The sequence below is a fragment of the Nocardioides xinjiangensis genome (assembly GCF_017916455.1).
Lineage (GTDB): Bacteria > Actinomycetota > Actinomycetes > Propionibacteriales > Nocardioidaceae > Nocardioides > Nocardioides xinjiangensis.
Genome location: NZ_JAFMSY010000001.1, coordinates 1912740 through 1936626 on the forward strand (window position 1 = coordinate 1912740; position 23887 = coordinate 1936626).

The 23887-nt window shown below is 64.9% G+C and carries 20 protein-coding genes; 6 read left to right on the forward strand and 14 right to left on the reverse strand.

What is annotated here, in order from left to right; all coding sequences use genetic code 11:
- Positions 1-79 precede the first annotated feature (79 nt).
- Positions 80-775, reverse strand: coding sequence for a thermonuclease family protein (locus J3P38_RS09005; protein ID WP_210503335.1), 696 nt, complete (start codon positions 773-775; stop codon positions 80-82).
- 1033 nt (positions 776-1808) lie between these two features.
- On the opposite strand from J3P38_RS09005, the gene J3P38_RS09010 reads away from it, so the two are divergent.
- Positions 1809-2303: a hypothetical protein gene (locus J3P38_RS09010; protein ID WP_210503336.1), complete on the forward strand. Its 495-nt coding sequence runs from the start codon at positions 1809-1811 to the stop codon at positions 2301-2303.
- 233 nt (positions 2304-2536) lie between these two features.
- Here J3P38_RS09010 and J3P38_RS09015 read toward each other — a convergent pair whose 3' ends face one another.
- Positions 2537-2932: a hypothetical protein gene (locus J3P38_RS09015; RefSeq protein ID WP_210503337.1), complete on the reverse strand. Its 396-nt coding sequence runs from the start codon at positions 2930-2932 to the stop codon at positions 2537-2539.
- 1958 nt (positions 2933-4890) lie between these two features.
- Here J3P38_RS09015 and J3P38_RS09020 point away from each other — a divergent pair.
- Positions 4891-5361 carry a hypothetical protein gene (locus tag J3P38_RS09020; RefSeq protein WP_210503338.1) on the forward strand — a complete coding sequence of 157 codons (471 nt, stop codon included), beginning with the start codon at positions 4891-4893 and terminating at the stop codon, positions 5359-5361.
- Between the two features lie 201 nt (positions 5362-5562).
- Here the strand turns inward: J3P38_RS09020 and J3P38_RS09025 are convergent, their stop codons facing one another.
- A complete protein-coding gene (locus J3P38_RS09025; RefSeq protein WP_210503339.1) occupies positions 5563-5751 on the reverse strand; it encodes a hypothetical protein in 189 nt (62 codons plus the stop codon).
- Positions 5752-6873: 1122 nt separating this feature from the next.
- Here J3P38_RS09025 and J3P38_RS09030 point away from each other — a divergent pair.
- Positions 6874-7497 (forward strand): hypothetical protein, encoded by a 624-nt coding sequence (locus J3P38_RS09030; protein WP_210503340.1) that lies wholly within the window; start codon positions 6874-6876, stop codon positions 7495-7497.
- Positions 7498-7503: 6 nt separating this feature from the next.
- Here the strand turns inward: J3P38_RS09030 and J3P38_RS18080 are convergent, their stop codons facing one another.
- Positions 7504-7626: a hypothetical protein gene (locus J3P38_RS18080; RefSeq protein WP_282595338.1), complete on the reverse strand. Its 123-nt coding sequence runs from the start codon at positions 7624-7626 to the stop codon at positions 7504-7506.
- Between the two features lie 299 nt (positions 7627-7925).
- Between J3P38_RS18080 and J3P38_RS09035 the strand changes: the two genes are divergently transcribed.
- The gene (locus tag J3P38_RS09035; protein ID WP_210503341.1) at positions 7926-8141 is read left to right on the forward strand and encodes a hypothetical protein; all 216 of its coding nucleotides are present in this window, start codon (positions 7926-7928) and stop codon (positions 8139-8141) included.
- A 383-nt stretch (positions 8142-8524) separates the two neighbouring features.
- Here J3P38_RS09035 and J3P38_RS09040 read toward each other — a convergent pair whose 3' ends face one another.
- The 10 genes from J3P38_RS09040 to J3P38_RS09085 form a co-directional block, all read right to left on the reverse strand.
- Positions 8525-8938: a helix-turn-helix domain-containing protein gene (locus J3P38_RS09040; protein ID WP_210503342.1), complete on the reverse strand. Its 414-nt coding sequence runs from the start codon at positions 8936-8938 to the stop codon at positions 8525-8527.
- Positions 8939-9030: 92 nt separating this feature from the next.
- The gene (locus tag J3P38_RS09045) at positions 9031-9510 is read right to left on the reverse strand and encodes a hypothetical protein (protein ID WP_210503343.1); all 480 of its coding nucleotides are present in this window, start codon (positions 9508-9510) and stop codon (positions 9031-9033) included.
- A 13-nt stretch (positions 9511-9523) separates the two neighbouring features.
- Positions 9524-10189, reverse strand: a complete 666-nt coding sequence (locus J3P38_RS09050; protein ID WP_210503344.1) for a hypothetical protein — start codon at positions 10187-10189, stop codon at positions 9524-9526.
- Positions 10190-10255: 66 nt separating this feature from the next.
- A complete protein-coding gene (locus tag J3P38_RS09055) occupies positions 10256-10954 on the reverse strand; it encodes a hypothetical protein (protein ID WP_210503345.1) in 699 nt (232 codons plus the stop codon).
- Between the two features lie 123 nt (positions 10955-11077).
- Entirely contained in the window at positions 11078-12238 is a 1161-nt protein-coding gene (locus J3P38_RS09060) for a hypothetical protein (protein WP_210503346.1), read from the reverse strand.
- Positions 12239-15412, reverse strand: coding sequence for a type I restriction endonuclease subunit R (locus J3P38_RS09065; RefSeq protein ID WP_210503347.1), 3174 nt, complete (start codon positions 15410-15412; stop codon positions 12239-12241).
- The gene (locus tag J3P38_RS09070) at positions 15412-16602 is read right to left on the reverse strand and encodes a restriction endonuclease subunit S (RefSeq protein ID WP_210503348.1); all 1191 of its coding nucleotides are present in this window, start codon (positions 16600-16602) and stop codon (positions 15412-15414) included. Before J3P38_RS09070 ends, J3P38_RS09065 begins: the two co-directional genes overlap by 1 nt.
- Positions 16595-18211, reverse strand: a complete 1617-nt coding sequence (locus J3P38_RS09075) for a class I SAM-dependent DNA methyltransferase (RefSeq protein ID WP_210503349.1) — start codon at positions 18209-18211, stop codon at positions 16595-16597. Before J3P38_RS09075 ends, J3P38_RS09070 begins: the two co-directional genes overlap by 8 nt.
- Positions 18212-18437: 226 nt before the next feature.
- Entirely contained in the window at positions 18438-19793 is a 1356-nt protein-coding gene (locus J3P38_RS09080) for a ParB/RepB/Spo0J family partition protein (protein ID WP_210503350.1), read from the reverse strand.
- Positions 19790-20182 carry a hypothetical protein gene (locus J3P38_RS09085; protein ID WP_210503351.1) on the reverse strand — a complete coding sequence of 131 codons (393 nt, stop codon included), beginning with the start codon at positions 20180-20182 and terminating at the stop codon, positions 19790-19792. Before J3P38_RS09085 ends, J3P38_RS09080 begins: the two co-directional genes overlap by 4 nt.
- A 686-nt stretch (positions 20183-20868) precedes the next feature.
- On the opposite strand from J3P38_RS09085, the gene J3P38_RS09090 reads away from it, so the two are divergent.
- Positions 20869-21801 carry a site-specific integrase gene (locus tag J3P38_RS09090; protein ID WP_210503352.1) on the forward strand — a complete coding sequence of 311 codons (933 nt, stop codon included), beginning with the start codon at positions 20869-20871 and terminating at the stop codon, positions 21799-21801.
- A 2-nt stretch (positions 21802-21803) separates the two neighbouring features.
- A complete protein-coding gene (locus J3P38_RS09095; RefSeq protein ID WP_210503353.1) occupies positions 21804-23732 on the forward strand; it encodes a hypothetical protein in 1929 nt (642 codons plus the stop codon).
- The last annotated feature ends 155 nt before the right edge of the window (positions 23733-23887 follow it).

Genomic DNA, 23887 nt, shown 5'->3' on the forward strand with positions numbered 1-23887 from the left:
TATTCGCGGTCTGTCCGGTCACGACAGCGGGCACCAGCCCCCTAGAGGCCGGTGCCCGCTGTGGGTGAGGGACTTCGGTCTACCAGCAGGTGTTCCAGAGACCGCGAATGTTGTTGCGCGCGTTGTTGATGGCCTTGACGTACTGGCCGTCGCGAGCAACGGGCTTGCCGCCGAAGACGTACCGCTTGGTGTAGCCGTTCCACGCCTGCCGGTATGAAAGGTCCTTGAAGCCGCCCTGTCGGGCGACGTAACGCAGCAGGCGGCCGTAGCGGTCCTTAGCGGCTTGGGTGCGGTCGGACACGAGGTTCACCGTCGACCCGACGGGTGCGAGGCGGCGCAGGTTGTCGGTTGCTTCGCCGTATCCGCATCGGCCGCGCTCGGGGGTGTTGATGCCGAGCATGCGAACGTCGACGACGCCGCCCTTGCGGAGGCGGACCTTGAGAGTGTCTCCGTCAACGACCCGCACCACGTTGCCGGTCTCGCGGTAGATGGTCGGACCCGGGTTGTTGTTGGTGGTGGGCTGCTGCGGGTTCTCGTTCCCGCGACCGATGCACGGGCACGGGTTGCTCTCGCAGGCGATGCCGTCGCCCTCGTCGTCGAGGCGGTGCGGGTCGTTGCGCGGTCCCCCGTTGGCGAGGAAGAAGTTCTGAGCCGCCGCCTGCGACGGGAAGTCGCTGCAGTCGCGGTCGTAGAACGCTTGGGCGGGCTGGGTGAAGGTGGCGAGGCCGAAGCCGAGCATGAGCAGGGTGAGGGCTCGGGCCATGTGCTTGTTCATGATGCTGTTCCCCGTCGGGAGTGGTGACTGACGGGGGCACGGTGTCACCTGTGTGCTGGTCGCGCGGCCTTTTCGCGGGTGGATGGTACTTAGGTCGCGTCGTCGCCAGTGCTGGTGGTGTAGTTGTGTGGTCGCCTCCGGTTAGTTCCGCAGATGGCTGCTGCGTGACTGCGGAGATACGCGGAACAGGAATCCGGGACGCTCCCAGTCTCCGTCGCCCGCGGCCTTATTCGCCAGGGGCGCACGCATCATCCGTTGAGTCAGGTGTCCCGTTTGGGACACCTGACCGCAAGGCGTGCATGGAACGTCGTCTTGGCGGTGTACTGCGCGCGGTTGGCGACGTTCAGCAGGCGCCCCGGACGCGGACCCGAATAATGGAGGTTGTACCGGGGTAGTGCCGGTCGAACCACGGTGCACGTTGAGAGGTGAACCGGGCCAACCATGAGCCCCAGCCGACGTGGGTCAGACGGCTCGGGCCTCACCTCTACCGGCTCCGGCCGCTAGGCGTGGGCCAGTGCCTCCCGGGCGGGGCAGGTCCCTGTGACGAAGGCTCCACACACCTCGCAATGCGCATTCGGGTCGGCAGCACGAACAGAGCCACCCGACGCCCAGTCGGACATAGCCGAGACGACGGGACGCAGTGGCGAGTCCGAGCCGCTCATCTATCCATGATGCGCTCGAACCGCTGGGAACGGAAGGCGGAAAGCCTGTCCTCCGACGGATGCAGTTGCTTGCGCCACCAAGGCCGCTTCCGAGGAGAAGGTGCACGAGTACGTCCTCGGCTTCTAAAGAACCATTACCTACGACGTGCGCACTATGGCACTACGCACTGTGGTGCACCTTGAACGCGTGCATGTACCGGCCGGGCCGGTCCGCCTGTCACCGCGGACCGGACCCCCGATGGTCGACAGTGTGCATCGGCTACGCCGACCAAGGGAAGCGTGTGTGGTTGGGCTGTCGGACGGCATGTCTACGGTTCGACGCCTCAGGTCGCATGGCCGAGCGACGCCGCCCGCGGAGATCGGCTACGGGGATGACCTTGTTCGAGGAGACCCACGTCGCTTGGCCAGTCGAGTTGCTTGCGCGGTTGGGTTTCCATCCCCGAGACGCCGCCCGACTCCGAGCCGTGCTGCCGTCTGTCGACAAGAGCACGGTGACCTACCTTCACCAGCGGACGGAGACGGAACCGCGTTCCGTGTTTTGGAACAACCCCGGCACGTACGTGGTGTGGGCTATCCACAACATCACGATCACGCAGGCCATCCGGTTGACGGAGGCAGGACGAGGCGTCGTCGATGTGCTCACGATCCTCGATGCCGTCCGCAAGCACGTCCACCCCCGGTTGTCCATCAACGGGGTCGACCTGGCACACGCATGGGTGATGGAACGACGCGTGCCGCGACATCGCCTCGCCCGCTACATCGAACTGGGCCTCCCGCCAGCGACGGCGGCGGCGCTGGAGGCCGACCCATCCTCGCCCCCATCCGACGCCGCACTGGAAACGCTGGCCGCTCTCAGACGCCCGTGATAGCCCCTCAGGCGCCCGCGGCCGTCGTCCGTGATGGCCGGGGTGGGGTGTCAGTCAGCGGTTGCTGACCGGCTTAAGCAGAACTTCACATGCAGGTATGCGCCGGAGTGTCCGGTGGGGTGGCTGCAGTGCTGGACGGCACACCAGTCACATCGGGCACACGAGCCCGGCTCAGTGAGGCAGGTACGTCCGGTGGGTCATGGCGGTGGGGCCGTCTCGTGGAGATGCTCAGGTCAGCGAAGGTCGAGGCAGTTGCGGCTTTGCTCGCTGTTCTCCGCCATGAGGCGCTCGTAGTCGGCTTCGCTGATGAGACCTTGGTTGAGCATGGCGACGACTTCGCCTGCCTGCGCATCCACGGAGTCCAGGCAGGTCTCGATGGCATTGTCACTGTCGCTGTCACCGCCGCCGGTGACGCCGGGATTGTTGCCTGAACTGGCGTCGGGGTTGGAGTAGCCGTTCGAGTCGGTGGGGTCGGGTGTCGAGGTCGGCTTGGTGTCAGGTGCGGTGTCGACGGAGAGTCGTGGTGTGCAGGCGTGCAGGGTGCGCCATAACGCGAACCGCGTCCCGTAGGGAGAGGGGTCTGCTCCACTGATGACACCGACACCCGCGACACGGTGCCACGGTGCCACGGTGCCACCCCTAGCGGGCCACTTCTGGTGTTCACTGCCTCGCTTCATCGACCAACCGCAGCGTTCCGTCAGGCTCCGCAACGTAGTCCCGGCGATGAGGACAAAGCCGAGGGAGCCGCTCGCGGAGACAGATCGCGGCGTACGCGGCGTCGATGTTCTCCTCTTGGACCTGATGCATCATCTCGTCCGTGCAGGCCTCCCGTGCCGCTTCCATGTGGCCGTGTGTGTGGATCAGGCGCTGTAGGCGCTGGCGAGCCTCGGTAGTGAAGAACGCGTCCTCGACGGACCTTGCGCCGGTGGCGTCAGGTTGCGGAACGGTCGAGGTTTCGACCGCGAATCGGATGGCTCGACTCAGTGGTGTCGGTTTCATGTTTAAAGGGTGCACCCGATTCGGGGTTTTGAGAATAGTTCTCAAAAAGTCATGGGAAAGTGTCGACCAGCATTGGCGATAGGCCTGTGCATACTGCGTTTGCCTATTCCGCGTAAGTCATGACTTTCCGTCCTATGGGGCCATGGCAAAGGTGTCCATCTCTGACGGGTTCCGCGACATGGTTAGCGAACACGTGAAGCCTCCCCGGAGGAGGATTCGCTCGTTCGAGCACGTCGAGTCTGTTGCGGGCCTAGCATCGACGGCTATGAGAGGACGGTGCATGGTTGGGGTAGCGGCGCCCCTCGTCCTTATTGCACTTCTGCAGGGCGGATGTGCCTCCCCAGGTGGCGATGTGGACGAGCCAAGAACCCGTGCTGATTGCCGAGACTCGCCTTGGCGCGACGGTTGCACTGACGGACTTCCTGACGAGGTGGCACAAGATCGTCTAGCCCGCTCGCAGGAGCGAATGACTCGCGAAAGCAAGCAACGAACGCGACGCGAAGCCCAGCGGGAGCAAAAACAACTGCAGCGCGCACGAGCCAACGGTCCCTCCGACCCGTGCGGCACGCTCACCAAGAGGGAATTCGAAGCGCTAGATTTCATCGCTCACCAGGCAACGTACGGGTGTCTGCCCACCGTCGTTCCCGACCTAGTGGTTCAGGGTGGCGGGTCGGGCAACCCCTCTGGCGGCGGCTGGGGGTGCGCGTATCTACCAACGATGAACAACTGGTGGCACGACGACGTGCTCTGCAGTAACGGAGCCGAGCACTTTCGGCCCGACCTTCTGCCGGACGACTCATTCATCACCGAAGCCGAGATGGTCGCGGAGGCGCGACGGTACGAGGCGTACCTGAACTCCCAGTGACCTTTGCTGTCCGTGACTGGAGGAGGCTCCGGCGGCGCCTCCTTCTGATAGGGCCGTCCATCGTCGTCACCCCGGGCCGTCTACTCGACGGGGTCCGAGGGCTACGTCCGCGCATGTTCCCCAAATGTGGGCGTCGTCGTCCAACGCCTCGCCCGTGGTCGGCACGTCTGCCAGTCTTTTGCTGTGGTCGAACGAGTGGATGCAACACAGTGGCTCGTTGACGTGCAGCGCGCCCTCGACCATGTCAGAAGCGCACAGGCTGCCCTCTCCTTAGGCCCAGGGTCGTCCGGCGCAGCGATCGAGCATGTTCGACGGTTGAGGACTGATCCGGACTATGCGAAGTTGAGCGCCCGACTGGTGTCTGCGGCTGAGGCATGGACAGGCGAAGTGTCGGAGTTCGTCGAGCGACATGCGGCGCTGCTTGACCGCTTGCCGCGGGGCGTGCGCCCCGGCGTGCGCCCTTCCGGGCTACGACTGCTCGCTTGGGCTTCTCGCTTGCCCGGATTGCCGAGGGCAGAATCGCGGCTACAGGAGGCACGCGCGATCTTGTGTGCTGTAACCGGCGAAAGCGATGCCGGTGCAGCGGAGCGACTCGCTAGGGCGAGCGAACCCCTATTGGCGTGGGAACACATGACGACCCACGCGCCGACGGGTGTGGGAACCCAAGCAGGTGACGACGCTCGCCATCTGAAGTCAAAGCCTCAACATCACCGAGGAGCATCCTTGCCGGAGGTGGTGGCGGCACTGGAGCGTTATCGCGCCGAATTGGGGCGAGCAGAACTCGAACGCCGATACATAGAGACGCTGCCAAGCGGAGCAACGCACGTCAGCACCATCGGGCAACTCGTCAAGCATCCCGAAAGTTGGGCAGTCCGCCGTCTTAGCCCCGAAGCAGAGGCTGAGGTGCGCAGTGCGCTGCATGCGCTTGGGTATCCAGACGCGAGTACGACCCCAGAGGTTGCGCGACAGGTCAGGACTGCCCTTCTGACGACGCCGGAGCATGTGCAGCGCTTGTTCGAGAGGGCCGGGTCTGCCGCGGAGGAGTTAATGAAACTCACCAAGACCGACAGCCTTGAGGACGCGGTCAACAAGGCTGAGATCATCCTCGACACAAACCGGCAGCGCATCGTACCGGCGCGCAGCGGCATCGTGGTTTATCGCGGAGGACTTCCCGGTCTCGGTAAGCGACGCTGACAATCCTCTCGGAAACTCTCCAAGTAGGCGGACTTGAAGAGGTGTCTGGCGCTCGCCGCGCTCTCCTCGATGGCCTCACCCCGCTCGGCTATCTCGTCGGCCTCGCTGTGGGGTGGCCGTGCAGTTTGATGCTAGGTGCCGTGTCGAGTCCCTTTTGGGATAGTCGGCGCCGACCCATACTGTCGACCACGGACGCGTCCCTCAGTGGTCGGTGTGCCGGGCCACGTAGCGAACGATCGCTTCGCGCAGTGGAAGCGCTTCGCGCTCGTAACCATCGCCGTCAGCGCCTGGCGGGCTGGGTGACAGGTCAATGACGCAGACTTGCGGAGGTGCGGCGCGGCTGGGGTGCTCTATGAAGCCCCAATCGCTGTCGTCGTCGATCGTGTGCACGTCAGGGACTCGCGCTAGGCATTGGATGGCACGTCCGCCCGGTTCTATCCCTGCCTGTCCCAGTCGTCGCCAAAGTTGTCGCGGCTCCGGCGGTGGAGCGAGGCCTTCAAGGACTGGTTCGGTGGTGGCCCGGTAGAGAGGCCTGACCTCTCCCCGAAGCAGGTCCCCGTCCGTTGTTAAAACTAGGACCCGGTGAACCAGCCAGCCCTCCCTGTCGAGCCGCGCGAAGGAGTGAGGGGCTAGAAGTGGCAGGGCGGGAACGTCCGCTGTCAGCAGGATGTTGGCGGCCGGGGCTGCGTAGTCGCGGAGGATGGCCGAGAGGTCGTCCTCAACGGCTCGAACGTGACGCTTGCGGGCTGCGACTGCGGGGTGTGGTGGCGCCTCATGTTCGCGTGCGCGCCCCTGCCCGGCTGCGGCAAGATGTTCGTCGAACGGACTGCTCACGCGCTCGATGCTAGGTCCTCCGCTCCCGAGACTGGGACTGTTGCGATGGCGTGTGAGCGCTGGCGGCTTCCCAGTCGCGCATACGTGGGGCCGTTCGGGACTGGTCAGAGCGATCATGCCGCAGAGATGAGGGGCGGGCGTGTGACCGGTTCGAGACGGCCGTACCGCCGCCGGAAGGCACAACGGTGGTTCACGGGTCGCGCACACACGATCCAAACTGTTGACGACCGGGTGTTCCGGCGCGTTGTGACAGGCCGACGGCCGCCCGTTGGCCAGCGCCGCGTCTGCGGGAAATTGGTCGACAGGTCAGTCTCACACTGCGCCCTTGTGTTGGATCTGCCGTTCTCGACCACATCTTCATAGCCACGCCATAGGGTCCTCGTGACATTGACATTGCTACGACAGACGAACCGATGACCGGCTCGTGAAGGCACGGCTCAGCATCGGTCGTCGGAAACACTCTGGAAGGGGGCCACGGGGACCATGGGCTGCTCCGTTCACTTCATCACCCAGAGCGACTGTCCAGGCTGTCAGGGTCGTCTGACACGCAAGACCATCGAGCGTGAGCACGCGATAGATCGTGCGCTCGCGATGGAACTCCAATCCAGCACCGGTGACTCTGGCATTTCGACGGGCACGTACTAGAAGAAGGAAGGCGTTGCGCCCAATCCACGTAGCGTGCGCGAGATGATCGGAGACGCGCTATCCGGCGTCGTTGTTCTGATCGCAGTACTCGCCGTGCCCGTATCCGTGTACGCGGGCCTGAACCTACTGCAGACCATGCCAGACATATGGGCTCGCTGGTGGTGGTTGAATCTCCCGATGGCTGCGGTCCTCGGACTTCATCTCGGCTCTCGCCGTTGGCTCCCGGCCCATCTTGCACTCAGCCCGGTAGCAGCGCTCTGTGGTTTCGTCATCATGCTTCAGGTCGGCTGGCTCGCTACTGCCGTCGTGTTCTTCCTGCTGTCCGAGTACCTGAACTCACGAGGAATCGGACCTGCGGTGCTTGGGCTTTCGATTGCCCTGGTGATGGCGGTGGGGACGCTGATCGTCGCTTCGTTCACAGCAATGCGGGTAGTCGCCGGAGGGAGTCGCGCGGAACTGCCTGATCGAAGGGAAGCACACAGGGCGTTCTGTGCCATGACTCACCGCTTGTCGTTGAGGCCCCAGACTGTGTCCCCGACGCTGGTCAGGCGGATCAATGAGGATGACGGCCTTCTGGCTAAGGTAGTCGGGCGAGGAGCCGGGCTTGGCGTGTTCGAGCCAGTTTCGGATCGCGGTGACGGGATCGGCTCCTGGTAACCTGGCTCAGGCAGGCCAGTCTTCGCGGAGGGCTTGCAGGTAGCCGGGTTCGAAGATGTCGTTGGCGCTACCCGCGGTCGCCTCGATCACGGCGAGCCGTGCTGCCGTGTCCAGTTCGCCCGTGGCCATGTCGTCGATGGTAGGACCAACGCTGGGTCCGGTGTCGAGTGACTTCCCTGGACGTAGGTGTCGATCCATGCTGTCGACGAACGGTTGTCCCGGTGTGTTGTTGCAGGCGGACTGGGCCACTCGCCGCGTGGTCGCGAGGACCGGTGACAGGGCTCTCGGGAGTCGCGTTAGGCCCGGTGGGCGTATGGCAGGTTCACCGTGCCGCCCCTGGTGGCCCGAGTCGCGGTGAACAGCGGCTCGGGCCACATCGGTCGCAGCAACACCGCGCCGGTGTCGGAGCGGGTGTCTACGGTCGCGCCATGAAGCCGAACGACATCGAGCAGTGGGTTGTCGAGGTGGTGGACGCCCTCCGTCCTCGGCTGCTCGCTCAGGCTCGGACGTGCCACCGCCTCCGCCTCGCCGCTCGACCCCCGGAGGAAGTGGCGGCCCTGATCGCAGACGGCGTGCAGGCGCGGCTGAGGACCTCTGTTGAGGAGACCGAACGCACGGGTGCCGCTGAGCGCCCAGAGACGTAGCCTCGACACCATGGCGGGAGGTATGAGTGCAGGCCGTGGCGGGAGCCTCGCCGCCCGTGTGGCGAACACGCGAGCACGGCAGGCACAGGACGCTGCAGGAGCGGCCGTTCCGGCGGCTATCCCCACCGCGACGCCGAAACCGTCCCACTTAACGGCAGGCTTCCACGCACCAAGGCCCGAGCGGGTGGCTGAGCCGCCCCAGGCCAAACACTGCTGGTACCTCGGACCGTACGGCCGACAGGCTGCACTCCTTGTGCGGTGGCGGCAGGTCGGCGGTGGCTACGACGGCCCCATACTGGTGCCCGTGCCCGATGACGGGGGTTGGACGCTGGCCGAGATGTGGGTCGAGTCCAACATGCTCAAGCCTGCCTGACGGTCGTCTCCTATGGCGAGCCCCGCCGCTTGGCTTCCTCGGCTCGCAGAATGAGTTCGAGATGGTCGCGCCGATACCAACGACGGCCGCCCGCAACCACACTCGGAAGCCGTCCGCGTCGGGCGCGCGCATTGACGGCGACCCGGCTGATGCCCATAACGGCGCCCGCCGCCTCGGCCAGCAACCAGTCGTGTTCCATGTCAGGCGGGGCGGGGCTCGTGAGTTGGCTGGCCAGATCGCGCTCTTCGTCGCGCGCTTGAACGGCTGCTAGCCGGGCGTCGCGGTAGTCGTCCACATCGGCGCGACTCAGGATGGGCCTCTGTTCGCGTTTGGCGAGGTCGCCGCGGCGGATCATTTTCGGGACCGCAGACATGTGCACTCCAAGAATCTGCGCTGCCTCACGCACGGTGATCCAGTCCGTCATGGGGGCACGGTAGCGACGGCGATGACGCTCCGCACCCCGCTCATCCACAGTCGACGTAGCGGTGTTCCGGTTTCCAGAAACCTTCGGTTGGTCTATGCGTCGAGTGGCAACGGTTGGTCATCCCCACGCTTCTGCACAAGGGACGTGGTGTTGATGACCAAGGAGATGGTCTCGGGGGTGACCTCACCGCGCTTGAGATACCCAAGGACGACTGCTGGCAGCCCGAGCCGCAGGCAGGTGTCTTGGAGGGCCTGCCGGACGTATGGGTAGACCATGAAGTACACGTTGCCGAACACCCAGTTGCCGACAGACTCGTCGTCAAGGGTGAGTCCCTCGTTGTAACTGAACCGAGCGGCGTGCACGAGCGAGATGTTGGCCACGGTTTCGCCGTCGGTGTTCTCGAACGTCGCTGAGTGCTCGAACTTCGCGATGATCTCTGAGGGGTTCTGGCCGACCTCGACCTGTCCGGCCTTGAAGTCGACCGTCATCTCTGCGGGTAGGTCAAGAACCTCGGCGGTGACACCGACCAGCCGGACCTCGCGAATCTCGGTTTCCCCGATCAGGTTGACCAAGGTCTGGTGAGCGTCAGGCGTACTCACGCTGGTCCGCGATCTCGTCGATGCGCGCATGTGCGTTGTGTGACGTGTAAGCCATCCATCCCGCGGTCTTGAGTGTGAGCGCAGTGAAGTGCGAGAAGTCGGCTCGATACACGCTTGCGGCGCCGTGCTGCTCGTGCGTGAACAGCATGCGGTGCACGTGGTCGGAGGCATAGTCGGTGAGGCCGCAAAGGGCTGCGTTGATTGCTGTGACCTGCTGCTCGGTGGGGAGATCCTCGTCGAGCGCGAGGCTCTTGTGCTCCTGAAGCCAAGCGACGACCTCTGCCCAGTCCCACACCTTCGAGGCGCCGCGGGCGCCGTCGTTGTTCTGGGTGGAGCGGTGCTCGGGGAACGTGGGGTCGTTGGTCCACTTGCGAACCGCTTCGCGCGACGGGTTGCCAAGGCGGCGGGTGATCTCGCCGATGTTGGGGCGGTCCTCGTAGACGCGCAGCACGTTGAAGCCTGCGTTCCGGGCGCAACGGACAGCGGCGATGGTGTCGGCGACGACGTCGCCGGTGGTGTGGACGGTCATGGTGGTGGTGCCTGAGATGGTCTTCCAGGCGAGCGTGCGCAGGGTCTCGTTGGAGGCAATGCGCTCCACGATGTCGTCGGCGGTCAGGTCTACGGCAGCAACATGCAGTCGTACGGCGGTCATCGGGGTGAGTCCTTCTGTGGCGGTGAAGCAACGGTACAACCGTAGTTGGCAAACGCCAACTCTGTGTTAGGTATCGGTCACCTGATCGTCGATCTGATCACGAATGCCCTCATTCTTTGCCCGCAGGGCATTGAGTTGCGCTTCGAGTTCGGCGCGCTCGTCATGCTTCGCCGACACCTCTTCGAGAGCGTCGGCGGCGTCATCGGCAGCGTCCTCGGCCGCTTGAACGACCGTGCTGGGGTCGGTCTCGCCAGCGAGGTCAGTCTCAGACAGGGTGGCCTGGGCCTCTTTCTCGTGATGGCCAGCCCACCACTCTGATTCTTCGAGGTCAGCGATGATGGCGTCGTCATCGCGAGGGTGAAGCAACTCGTCTGCAGCGTCCGCCTGCTGATCGGCCTCCTGCCATAGGTCCTCGACCTTGGCTCGGCTGGCTTGCGCCTTCAGTTGGCGCTCCGCAGCGTCGGCGAATGTCTCGCCCACGCGAAGGTGGTCCCTGGTGCGCTGGACGCGTGTCACCTGTTCATCACTGCCATGGGGACAGTTCCGGACGTCTCTGAGGTATTCCTGCGCGACGTTCTCTGTGCCGCTCGCGGTACTCCAGATGGGTCCGAGGACGCATTCCTCGGTCGGGCATACAAGGTACGTGGAATTGTGGCTGGAGTGCTTGCGGAGTTGCCATCCGCGCGCCTTCGCCTCGCCATAGGTCGTGTTCCAGGCGCCGACCTTGTGGCGCGGCCACTTGCCGTAGGGCTCAAGCGTCGTCACGGGCGCAGGCTCCTATCGGCGGGTGGGGTGAAGATGGGCGATCACACGTTCTACCAGAGGTCATCGACATGAGAAGTGATCTCCACACCAGCCTGCGGATGGCTGCACGGCGTAGCACGGTGCTCACGAGCCACTGGCGGGGGAGGGCAGGCTGGCCCAGCGAGTCAGTTCCTCGTCGGTGGGGTCCCGTGTCTCACGGTGCCACGGCTTTGCCTCGACCGTGGTCTGGATGACCGCGACGCTGGGTCCGTCTGGGAACGATACGACGGCACGTCCTCCGCGAGAGTTGTCGATAACGGCTTGGTGGGTCTCGTAGCCAAGGTCGCTCGCCACCCGCTGGGCGACGTCGTCGGCAGCCGACGTCACCATCATGTCCGCGTAGGTCCAGCCGTCCTCGTTCGAATCGGCTGAGAACTCGACGACGCGACCGAGGTAGACGCCCTCGCTGTTGGGTTGCCCGTAGAGATCTGCCCAGTCCGCGTGCTGCCGCGCTTCGTTTGCGATGTCGTGGGAGTCGCGGACGTGTTCGAAGGCGAAAGGCAGGAAGCCGGGCTCCTCGCCGCACATGACGTAGACGATGTGGTTGATCCATGCTGCCCACGATGGATCGATCGGGGGTAGGTCGGCCTCGCGTGCACGCAACTCGGATTCGAGGTGTTCCCGGTTCCGTAGTTGGTACAGCACCTTGGCTTCTTCTGGTGTGACACCCGCTTTGATGAAGTCGAGCACGCTGACCGAGTCGATGCCGGTGTCCAGCCAGGCGCGCTTGTAGGCGTCGAGGTCGTCGATGTCGAGCCTCGTGGACAGTAGCCACAGCAGGCTGCTTTCGCCGACGTACCAGCCCTGGTTGGCGAAGAGGGTTGCGAACTCCAATGTCTCGTCGGAGAACACCGAGCCGGGCCGTAGCCACGTGTGGGCCTCGTCGGCAGTGAAGCCTGCGGCCCGCCACGAGCGCGCTGTCAGCGGAACGTCGTACGGGTCGTCATGCTCGGTGATTGCGTTGCGCCAGGCTCGCGTCTCGGCTGGGGTGAATCCGGCGATCTTCCACACCTGAGCAATGGCGGCCACGTCGACGTCGGCGGGTTCAGGGTTCTCTTCCGTGCGAACCAGCCACCGCCCGACGGCGTACCAGTCGTTCGCCTCGTCAGAAGAGAAGCCAGCCCGCCACATAGCGTCTGCCTGGCCGTGCTTGGTGATGTGCTCGCCGAGCCACGGCTCAGCATCATCGACTGGATCGAGGAAGACCACGCGGTACTCGGCCTGGTCCTTGCCGCCTGCGGTCATCTACGCAGCACCGTCGGCGATTACTTCGGCTTGCCGGAGGATGAGGTCGGTGGCGGTGGCGTAGTAGTCGGGCTCGGGTGGGTAGCCGTACTTGCGGAGAAGCCTCTTGATGGTGGCTCGCAGGTTGGCGCGGACCTGTTCCTTGACGTTCCAGTCGGTTTTGGCGTCGCGGCGCACGATCTCGGTGAGTTCGTGGGCGATCTTCTTCATGGTGTCGTCCGGCATGGTCTCGACGGCGGTGACGTTGTCGCACAGCGCGTCGTAGAAGGCGAGTTCGTCGGTGGTGAGGCCGGAGTTGTCGCCGCGTTCCTTCTCGGCGCGTAGGGCCTTGGCTAGTTCGACGAGTTCCGCGACGACGGTGGCGGTGTCGAGGGACCGGTTCTGATAGCGCAGCAGGGATGCGGTGAGCATCTCGGAGAACTTCTTGCCGGTGACGATGTTGCGCCTGCCGATCGACTTGACCTCCTGCGAGAGGAGCCGTTTGAGGGCTTCGAGTTGGAGGTTCTTCTGCTGGGAGCGGCCGAACCGTTCCATGAAGTCGTCGTCGATGAGGGAGATGTCGGGCCGCTCCATGCCTGCTTCGGCGTAGATGTCGATGACGCCGGTGCCAGCGATGTGGGAGGACACGACCTGCCGCACTGCGGTGTCGAGGGCGGCGTCCGCGTCGCCGCCAGGTGCGTCTGAGCCTTCGATCTTGGCGATGGAGGCACGGACGGCGTCGAAGAAGGCGACGTCGTCGCGAATCTGCGTGGCTTGCGGGCTGGTGGGCACGGTGGCAAACAGGGTGACGAGTCGCCTTGCGTGCGCCATGAATCGCTTCTTAATGGACGGCTCGTCGTCGCCGGGGTCGCGGGCGAACTCGCCGTCGCTGTCGGGGTCGGGGAGTTCGTCGGGCTCGAATTCGAGGAGGTGGTTCACGGTTGCCGCGACGGCGTTGAGCCAGGCGCGGTCGCCGCCACTGCCGAGGATGGTGACCCAGTCGATCCCGTGGAGCAGGTCGGAGCAGACGGAGTGTTCGGCCAGGAGTGCGGGGACGACCCGGGCGTACACGTCCTCGCCCACTTCCTCGTTGGCCTGGTCGCGCTTGGTGTAGTTGGAGAGCGCGTCCTTGAGGTCTTCGGCGATCCCGATGTAGTCGACGACCAGGCCGGAGGGCTTGTCGCGGAAGGTGCGATTGACGCGCGTGATGGCCTGCATGAGGGACGCGCCCCGCATCGGCTTGTCGACGTACATGGTGTGCATCGGCGGCGAATCGAAGCCGGTCAGCCACATGTCGCGGACGATGACGAGTTCCAACTTGTCGTGGGGGTTGGTGGCGCGTTCCTTGATGGCGTTGCGGTCGCGCTTGTTGCGGATGTGGGGCTGGAACTCCGCCGGGTCGGTGGCGTTGCCGGTCATGACGACTTTGATGACGCCGTCGGCGTCGTCATCGGAGTGCCACTCCGGGCGCAGCGCGACGATCTCCTGGTACAGCGCAACGGCGATGCGACGCGACATCGTGACGATCATGGCCTTACCGGCGAGGACCTCGCGGCGGCCCTCCCAGTGCTCGACGATGTCGGCGGCGAGTTCCTTGATGCGGTCCTCGGAACCGACGATGGCCTCGACCTTAGCCCACTTGGACTTGAGCCGCTCGCCGACCTCTTCCTCGGCGCCGACGATGGCGTCGGCGAACTCGTCGTCGAGTTCCTCGCGAGTGTCCTCCGGGAGTTGCACCTTCGCGAGCCGGGGCTCGTAGTAGACCTTGACCGTGGCGCCGTCCTGCGTTGCCTGGGTCATGTCGTAGGTGTCGATGTAGTCACCGAACACGGCCTTGGTGGAGCGGTCCTTCGACTCGATCGGGGTGCCGGTGAACCCGATGTAGGACGCGTTCGGCAGACCGTCACGAAGGTGGCGGGCGAACCCGTCAATGAGGTCATAGTTCGAGCGGTGCGCCTCGTCGACCATGACCACGATGTTGCGGCGATCAGAGAGCAGCGGGAACTTGCGGCCCGCGTCCCTGTCGGCCTGGCTGATGCCGAACTTCTGGATGGTCGTGAAGATGATGCCGCCGGACTGGCGGCCCGTGAGCAGTGCCTTAAGGTCGTCGCGGTCCTCAGCCTTGACCGGCGCCTCGGGCAGTGGTGAGCCGATCTTCGAGGCAGCGAAGGTCTCCTCGAACAACTGGTCATCGAGGTCGTTGCGATCAGTCACGACCACTACGGTGGGGTTTGCCATGTCCTTGTGGCGCATCACCTTGCCGGTGAAGTACTCCATCTCTAAGGACTTGCCGGAGCCTTGGGTGTGCCACACGACACCGATGCGGCCGTCACCCTTGATGGCGTCGATCGTGGCGGCAACGGCTTTCCTGACGGCCCAATACTGGTGGTACTTGGCCACCTTCTTCACGGTCTTCTCGCCGTCGCCGAACGTCGCGATGAAGTTGCGGCACAGGTCGAAGAACACCTCGGGTTCGAAGATGCCCTTCACAAGCACCTCAATCTGCGGCATCGCGCCCGAGGCGAGGTCCTGTCCGTTGATGGTCTTCCAGGGCGCGTAGTGCTCCCATGCTGCGGAGAACGAGCCAGCCCTCGCCTGAATCCCGTCAGACAGCACCACCAACTGGTTCCACTTGAACACGTCCGGGATTTGGTCCCGGTAGGTGCGGACCTGGTTCCACGCACCAGACAACTTCGCGTAGGTCTTGCCCGGTCGCTTCAACTCGAACAACGCGAGCGGAAGCCCGTTCACGAAGCAGATGACGTCAGGGCGTCGCTCCTTCTTCTCACCCTGGATCGTGAACTGGTTAACGACCAACAGGTCGTTCTTCTCGGGCTCCTCCCAGTTCACCAGACGCGCCCGCGTCGCCCGCAGGCTTCCATCGGCTCCCCGGTACTCCACCGCGACGCCATCAACGAGGAGGCGATACGCATTCCAGTTTTCGGATTCGACCAGAGGGGACTGAGCGCGCTTGACGGCCGTCACCACACCTGCGATCGCGGGGCCGGGAAGGGACGGATTCAGGTCACCGATAGCGGCATTCAACCGCTGCTCCAGCACGACCTCGCGGTAGTCAGTCCTCTCGGCTCCGGGCATCTCAGGGGCAATGTCCGGCCCAAAGGCGTACTCCCATCCCAGTTCGCGCAACCACTCGATGACGAGTTGTTCGAGTCCGTCCTCCGTCATCCCGACCATCAGGCGACCATCCCTTCAAAGTCTCTGACACGCACGCGGCCTGACAGAAGGAGCGGCAGCAACTCGTCGCGCGCTTGTTTGAGGTCAGCGATCTCGTCGCTAAGGCTGGATATGGCAGCGAACATCTCCGCAGCGAGCGGCCGAAAGCGCGCCAATGCCGCCGCAGACGGCTCCTTTACCTCGTACTTCGCAATTGATTCGGCGGAGCAACGTTGCCGACCCGAGGAGCCGTTCATGTGACGGATCGCATACTCGCGAAAGCGCCCGCTTCTCGTCAGGAGGTAAGGCCACTCCGGTCCAACGGCGTCTCCTCCGCGCAGCACGATGAACTCGGTTGAGCCGATGCCAACTTCGTCTTCTTCGAGCACGTCGACCAACGCCGCCTTGCCGTTTTCGAGGCATGGCGTCAGACGGGCAAGCAGGGCATCCCCATTCTGGAACCTGGCACCGCCGACCGCAGTACGCCTTGCTACGCGTTCGATTCGCGAGCCTCTTGTGGGCAGAGCGGCCATATCGACGTAAGCGGCATCGCCTACTGGTTTAGGTAGGCGTGGATTGACGTCCACAAGGTCCGCAAGCCGCACCGATGAACCGCCCGGGCTTGCATCAAAGCCGAGGCGGTCGAACTCAGCGGTGACGATGGCCTCCATGCTTGCGATCAGATCCCGATTGGTGTCGATGAGATCGTCGAACGAACCTAGCGCCTTAGCAATACGCCGCTGCTCTTCGATCGCAGGGCGCAGAAATCGGAACTCGCTGATCTGCTGCTGACTGATGTGCGGAACCGTTGACCCGGTCTGAACTGCGAGAACGTGAGCAGTGAAGTTCGGGGAGTAGAGAAGCCACTTCAAGAAGCCTTGGTCCAGCCCTGTGGTTGCCCGCAAACGGGCGACCCGTTGTACCAGGTAGGCGTCTTCGTCGGCCTCCCGAATTGCGGAGACCTTGAGACCCGCCTCGATCCACGGGCGATCCATCGCTACCACAACGTCGCCTGCCTGCAACCGGTACTCATCTAGCGATTCCAAGAGCGACACCGGATACCGCTTGGCGCCGTCCCAACGAAGCGACCGTTGGACGACGTTGTCGCCGCGTAGGAGCCGGGGACTCACGCCATCGTCCACGAACTCCGCACTCTTGAAAGGATGCCCCGTGAGAATGTCGACGTGGTCCCCGAGCATCGAGTCACCCACGGCCGACCTCCAGCGCGTCGAGAACAGCCTTCACCGCGACGTGCAGATCCTCGCGCTGCTTGAGGCCGCTCCGGATCATCCCGGACAGGCGCACGAGACGCTCATCTAGGGGCTCGGCGTCATCCTCGACGACCTCGGAGCCAACATACTGCCCTGGCGTCAGAACGAAGTTGCGAGCGGCGATGTCGGCAGTCCGGACTGCAGCGCAGAAGCCAGCGAGGTCCGAGTACGGTTCTCCATCGTTGGTCTCCGTGCCACGCCACGAGTGGTAGGCGTCTGCAACCTTGTTGATGTCGGCCTCGGTGAATGCACGGACGGTACGCGTCTCCATGTAGCCGACGCTCCGGGCGTCGATGAACAAGGTCTCTCCGCGGCGGTCGCGCGTCCTGTGTCCGTTCAGTGCACCCGCCTTGTTCGGTGTGAGGAACCAGACGCATACGGGAATCTGTGTCCCGAAGAACAACTGCCCCGGTAGAGCCACAACGCACTCCACCAGGTCCGCCTCGACTAGTGCTTTACGAATCTCCCCCTCGCCGTTCTGCTGCGACGAGAGGGAACCGTTCGCTAGCAGTGTGGCCATGGTGCCGGTAGGAGCCAGGTGGGCGAGCATGTGCTGGATCCACGCGTAGTTGGCATTCCCGGTTGGCGGCACCCCGTGCTTCCAGCGGGGATCCTGCCGCAGGTGAAGGTTGTCGTCCCAGTCGTCCTGGTTGAAGGGCGGGTTGGCGATGACGTAGTCGGCACGGAGGTCGGGGTGCTTGTCGGCGTGGAAGGTGTCGCCCCACTCGTTGCCTAGGTTGGCGTCGATGCCGCGGAGGGCGAGGTTCATCTTGGCGAGGCGCCACGTCGTGGGGTTGGACTCTTGGCCGAAGACGGAGATGTCGTTTCGGGTGCCGCCGTGGGCGCGGGTGAACTTGTCGGCTTGTACGAACATGCCGCCGGAGCCGCAGGCGGGGTCGTAGACGCGCCCCTTGTAGGGCTGGAGCATCTCGACGAGGAGGGAGACGACGGAGCGGGGGGTGTAGTACTCGCCGCCGCGCTTGCCTTCGCCGCCAGCGAATCCGCCGAGGAAGTATTCGTAGACACGGCCGAGGACGTCGAGGTCGCGGTGCTCCTCGCTGGCGAGGTCATCGCGCGAGAAGACGTCGATGAGCCCGGCGAGCATCTCGGGGGTGAGTTCTTGTCGTGAGTAGTTCTTGGGGAGGACGCCTTTGAGTGAGGGGTTCTCGCGCTCGATGGCGTCCATGGCTTCGTCGATGCGCACGCCGATGGACTTGTCGGTTGCCTTGGCGTTGGCGCGGAGGTCGTCCCAGCGGTGGTTCTCGGGGATCCAGAAGACGCCTTGGCTTGTGTACTCGTCCCGATCTTCGAGCACCATCTGCTTCGCTGCCTCGTTGGGCATGAAGTAGTCGGAGTCCGGGTCGTCGACAAGCGCGATCAGTTGGTCGCGGCGCTGGGTGAAGACGTCGGAGACGTACTTGAGGAAGATGAGGCCGAGGACCACGTGCTTGTAGTCGGCGGTGTCCATCTTGCCGCGGAGTTTCGTCGCGGCAGCCCAGAGCGTGGCTTCGAGACTCTGCTGCGTTGCTGCCTTCTTCTTCGGGGGCACGTTTCGACTTCCTCACTCGGTACTGCGCGGCTTGTGGCGTCGACATCGGCATAAATGGAAGGATTAGCAGCCCGAAAGTGCGTCGCCCCTGCATACACCCCGTCACGTCGCAGGCTCACCCTAAGCAAGGTGGCGTACTTCGGGTGCCGATTCCGTTGGGCGTCGTTTCGAACAGGTGTCCCACATGGGACACCTGACGCCGGTTGGCCGCTGCGGCGGCCAGTTGCTACGGCTCGCTTGTAGGCGCGGCCTGAGCCGCGGCGACCCGGCGCTGGGCGAGCGCCACATAGTCCGGCTCGATGTCAGCGCCGATGAAGCGCCTGTCAGGAAGCGCCAGGGCAGCAACTGCGACGGTCCCTGACCCGATGAAGGGGTCGACGATGAGGTCGCCGGGTGTGGTGAGGCGTTCGATGAACGTGGCTGCTTCCTGAACGCCTTGCTGCCACGGGTGAGCGGAGTCCTTCTCTTTCCCGTCGCCTGTGACGGGGTCGGACGTGTAGCGGGGCACGCCGGAGCCGCCTGTCTTGCGGTAGGCGAGCACGGGGCGCCAGGAGGGGGTGATAGCGCGTGACCAGACCTGGGTGCCGGAGTTGATGTTGGGGAAGGTGACGGCATACGTCCACCAAAATCCGAGTCCGTCCGCCTCGTAGGGCGCGAGCACGCTGATGGCTCGTGCGAGGTGGATGTGCGCGCAGTAGGCGAGCAGGAGGCCACCCGGTTTGAGCCACGTCGCGGCGCGGCTGCCGAGCAGGTCCCATGGTCCGCCGGTGGCGAAGTCTGCTTGCATGTAGGGCGGGTCGGTGAGGATGAGGTCCACGCTGCCCGCAGCGATGTCGAGGTCGGCGATGCTGGAGTGCCGGATGTCCACCCGTCCGGGGAGGTCCGCGATGCCGGGCCGGTCGTGGAGCGCCTTGCGGGAATCCTCAGCCACCTTGGCCCGCCGGAGGCGCTCCAGCCCGCGCAGGTCCAGCGTCCGCGCGGGGACCTCGCTACCTAGGTCATCGAGCGCCGTCTGTGCGGTGCGGTGCTGGTGATCGGAGTGCACGTACACGCTCGCAGGCCTCTTAGGTCTGCGCGCCTGGTACGTCCGGCCGTCGTCCCCGACGACGGCGTCCGGCCCCCGATCGGGTGCGCCTTGGACATCCCGTGCCACGGTGCTCTTGGGGATGCCGGTCGCTGAGGCGATGCGCCGCACGCTCCACCCAGCGTCCCGCAGTCGCATCACCGCTTCAAAGCGTTGCGTCGGTGTCAGGTGGCGGCGGTGGACGTTCAGGGCCAGTGCGTGGGCAACCTTCTCGCTGTGGCTGCCGAGCCCGGCTCGGATGACCCGGGGATGATTTGTCACTCCGAGTTCGCGGAGCGCTCGAAGCCGGTGGTGACCGTCGAGAACGTTTCCGTCTTCGTCGTACTCGATCGCTACCAAGCAGCCGTGTTCGCGCAGGCTGGCCTTGAGCGCTGCGAACTCCTCGTCGGAGAGCGCGGGCATGACCTGGTACGGCTCGGCGGTGTCGCCGGTATGGGTCGGGGCGCCACCGGCGTCAGGGACTGGCATGAGGGATGTGGAGGGGTCGGTCGGGCTCATCGGTCGCTCCTGCCGGGGTGGGCGCCTCTGGAGTTGCCGGACGGTCCGGTCAAGGGGTCGACGGTGACGTGGAGTTGTCGGTCGATGGCGGCCGCGAGTTGATGCATGCGCGCCAGCGACAACTCTGACTCCCCTCGCAGTAGCCGCCGGGCCTGCTCCTCGGAGATGTCGAGTTGCTCAGCGATGAAGTCCCAACCCAGTTCATCGCGCCGCATCTTCGAGTGCACCTCTTGAGCGAGCCGGTGCTGGTCCAGCACGGCAGCCACGATGTGCGGGGGAGTGCCATCGACGAATTGAGGGTCATCGGTGTAGCCGAACTGTTCGGGATAACGCAGACGCCGACGTGGACCGCGCACAACTTCAGCGCGGATGGCAGGACGACGTGGCACCGGGCAACCGTAGGAACAACATGACGTGTGGTCCCGCATACGAGGCACTTCGTGCGCTTCAACTACATGCTGTGTGGTACACGGCCACATCTACGTGCACAACGGTTTCAGGTTCGTCCGGAGTACTCCGAGAGCCAGCCCATGACCTTCCTCCTGGCGCTCGCCGCCTTCCTCTTGTGTCGAACATGTGTTCGACACCTGTCCCCTTTGTGTGGTAAGACGTCGACATGCATCTGCTCCTGGGACGACACCGAAGGTGCGCCGGAAGACCCGGCACACCGTAGTTCGACCCGGCAACGCCTGTGCCCTAACACGAGGCTCCTCCGGGTCGGTGTCACCCAGGAGAACCCGTGCCCGAGCCTGCCCAGGCGAAGCGCTACTTACGACTCGCCGACCCAGACCTACCCTCACTCGATCCTCCGTCCTGTGCGCCGTCACGGGGCGACGGCGGGCGTCGTGGTCGGCCGTCGCGGGCCGACTACTCCATCAAGTGGACCGAGACTGGTCTCGTCGGTTCGCTGCCCGCTGACGCCGCAGGGGACTGGCCCTCGGACCGGTGGCGTGCTCACCTCGCAACGTGCTCGGATGGCCGCAGGTGCCGCTGCCGTGTCCCGGACCCCGAGTGGTGGGTTCTGATGGCGGGCCGTGGGTTGCCGTTCCATCCCGACGCTGAGGTCGCGCGGGAGATGGCACACGAGAAGATCACACGATTCAAAGGCCAGCCTGCTCTGCCCGAGGCCGAGCGCACGTTCGTACAGGAAGTCGTGCGCGACGCACTGTTCATCGCTCCGCAGCCCATCGAGAAGGGTTGGGTCGGGTCGTCCCTCTCGATCGTCACGCGACTGGTGCGGTTCCTCTCTGAGGAGAACGCGCCGCTGACACGCGAGCACGCGTTCTCCCAGCGGTCGCTGAACCGGTTCAACCACGTGCACATGGCTAACCACGCGGACGACGGCACCCAGCGGTACTACGAGTCTCGACTCAACCTCATCGCCGCCGCACTCAAGGGAGTCACGTACCGGGACAAGAAAAACCAGCCCGCACGAAGCAAGGACGTTCCCGTCACTCCGCTAACGCCTGCACAAGAAGCCGCCCTCTACGTGTGGGCGACCGGCGTTCGCTCCCCGAAGCGGCGCCGACGGATGACAGCCATGCTCGCGACCGGGCTCGGGGTCGGCATGCAGACGGGCGAGTTCATGGAGGCGCGCCGTCGCGACGTCGAGATCACCGACAGCGGCGTGCACGTCCGCATCACCAACATCCACAACGGCGCCGAGCGGACCGTGACGTGCCGACGTGTCTGGGAGGACGTCCTGCGGGACCTGTGTAAGGACCTCGCCCCAGAGGCGCTGCTGATGGAGCCTTCACGCACCACGCTGATGTCCGAAGGCAGCCACAACTCGATGGTAAGCCGCACTCAGAACGAGACGGAGCCCCCTGAGTGGATCAACCAGCGGCGGCTGCGCCTGACTTGGCAGGTCAGGCTTTTGGAAGCCGGAGTCCCGATCCCGACCATCATGAAGGCCGCCGACGTCGTCACGACCGACGCCCTCACCCGCCTCATGCTCTACGTCACTCCGCAGACCGAGGCCGACGCCTCAGCAAGCCTGAGGGGCTGACCGTGGCGACGAAAGAGAACAAGGAGAAGAAGCCGGACATCCCCACCGTCACTGCGAGCAGTCACCGGCCCAAGGTGCCTACGGGCACCATGACGGAATTGCGCGCAATCCAGCCGCCAGTGCCTGCATTGGAGGCCGACGACCTCGACATCCGCGCGTACCACGAGCAGTACATCGACCCGCACGTTCAATCCGCGTCGGCGTTCATCAAGCGCTCGGGCATCGACCACTTCATGCAAGAGCACCACAACGCCTCGAAGGAGACACGAGGCCGAAAGGAGACCATTCCGTTCCACGCCATCCTCGTCGCCATGTGGCTCGTCGCGTCCACCGGCGGGAACCTGTGGATGACGAACATCCGCGACGTGCTGTTCCACAAGATCAACGACCGCTCCCGCCACGCGCTCGGCATCACCTACCCCAACCGACCAACCCACCCGCACCACCAGGCCCGCAACGACAAGGCCAGCGACGCCGACCGCCGCTGGGACGAAGCCTCCGAGCGGGCGGTCGCTCGCACCGTTCAGCGGATGCTTCGCACCATCGACCCCTCGGTCCTGCCCAAGAACCGGAACCTGCCCTACTCAGAACTGCTAGAGAAGGCGCGCCCGCTCACCCTCGCCGAGCAGCAGGAACTTCAAGCCCGTCTGGACTGGGTGTGCAACCGGCTACTGGAGACCGCATTCAAGACCCTGCCCCGCCGCATCCGCCGCAAGTACAAGGGCTCCGCGTGCATCGACGGCACCCCCATGAGGCTCTCCTCCAAGGGCCGCGGAGTCGAGAACGAAGAGTGCTCAGCCGACCCCGACGGCGGCTTCTACCGCCGCGGCGGTGACCACTCCGAGACCGGCGGCTTCGGCAAGAGTTTCTACGCCCTCGACATCTCACTGCTCGTTGCCGTCGACTGCCACCACGGCGACAAGCAGTACATGCCCGCTCTCCCGCTGGCGATGACCACCGACCGCCCCGGTGTCGACCCCGCCGGAGCAGCGCGGCGCATCTTCGCCTACATCGAGCAGGCCGGGTACCCGGTCCGCTGGCTCGCCGGAGACCTTCTCTACACCGACCAGAAGGCCGAGAAGTTCCAGACCGCCGCCCGAGAGATCGGCTACAAGCCCGTCCTGGGCTATGGGCCCAAGCACCACGGACTCCAAGGCACCCACAAGACCGGCGCCACCATGGTCGAAGGGAACTGGTTCTGCCCGCACATGCCCGAACCGCTCGTCAACGCCACCGTCGACCGCCGAAACCCCGACAAGGACCAGCGCATCAGCCACGAAGAGTGGCAGCAGCGGATCGACCAGCGCGCGACCTACGCGTTGCGCGGCAAGGAAACACGACGCGACGACGGCAGCCAACGCTTCGGCTGCCCCGCATCCGGCGCCAACCCCACCGCAGCGTGCTCACTCAAGCCCAAGTCGGAGCGCGACCGGCCCACCAAGCAACCCGACGGGTCCGTCATCGACGCACGCCCAACCATCAACCCCGGCAAGACCATCGGGGACGAACACCCGCCGGTCTGCAAGCAGGACACCATCACGATCCGCCCCGGCGACAAGGAAACCTTCGACCGGTATTGGCAGGACCTCATGTACGGAGGCGTCCAGCACCACACCACCTACGTGCGTCTGCGTCAGGCACAAGAAGGCGTGCACGGCTTCGCCAAGGCCCACGCCGCACAGGCTCTCGACAACCCTCAGGCGCGACTCGTGCGCGGCAAGGCTGCCCAGTCGCTGTTCGCTGCCTTCCTCCTGGCCGCGGCCTCCGTTGCCAAGATCCGCACGTTCCTGCACACCGCCGAGACCGATGCCGCTGGTGAGCGGTGGGTCGAGCGCGCGCCCCTGACCTCGGCGTTGCGCACCCCGCCCGGCGACAAGGACCCCGACGCGGAACCCGACCCGCCACCAGGCGAGTTGCCCGAGGCCGCCTGACCCCTGCCGCGGCACCGCAACTACATCGAAACCGCCACAGACCCGGACCAACCAATCCGGGTTACAGGTATGCCCGCACAACAGTTCAGCGGCCAGCGGCTGGCCGGGATCCGGCCCATCGAACGGGGCATCCAGTTCGTCAAGCGCCACCAGAA

Coding starts and splice junctions, on each gene's coding strand:
- J3P38_RS09090 (WP_210503352.1), top strand. CDS start 20,869: ATGGCACACGAGAAGATCACACGATTCAAAGGCCAGCCTGCTCTGCCC.
- J3P38_RS18080 (WP_282595338.1), bottom strand. CDS start 7,626: ATGGCCACGGGCGAACTGGACACGGCAGCACGGCTCGCCGTGATCGAG.
- J3P38_RS09035 (WP_210503341.1), top strand. CDS start 7,926: ATGAAGCCGAACGACATCGAGCAGTGGGTTGTCGAGGTGGTGGACGCC.
- J3P38_RS09065 (WP_210503347.1), bottom strand. CDS start 15,412: ATGGTCGGGATGACGGAGGACGGACTCGAACAACTCGTCATCGAGTGG.
- J3P38_RS09040 (WP_210503342.1), bottom strand. CDS start 8,938: ATGACGGACTGGATCACCGTGCGTGAGGCAGCGCAGATTCTTGGAGTG.
- J3P38_RS09050 (WP_210503344.1), bottom strand. CDS start 10,189: ATGACCGCCGTACGACTGCATGTTGCTGCCGTAGACCTGACCGCCGAC.
- J3P38_RS09005 (WP_210503335.1), bottom strand. CDS start 775: ATGAACAAGCACATGGCCCGAGCCCTCACCCTGCTCATGCTCGGCTTC.
- J3P38_RS09060 (WP_210503346.1), bottom strand. CDS start 12,238: ATGACCGCAGGCGGCAAGGACCAGGCCGAGTACCGCGTGGTCTTCCTC.
- J3P38_RS09080 (WP_210503350.1), bottom strand. CDS start 19,793: ATGAGCCCGACCGACCCCTCCACATCCCTCATGCCAGTCCCTGACGCC.
- J3P38_RS09010 (WP_210503336.1), top strand. CDS start 1,809: ATGACCTTGTTCGAGGAGACCCACGTCGCTTGGCCAGTCGAGTTGCTT.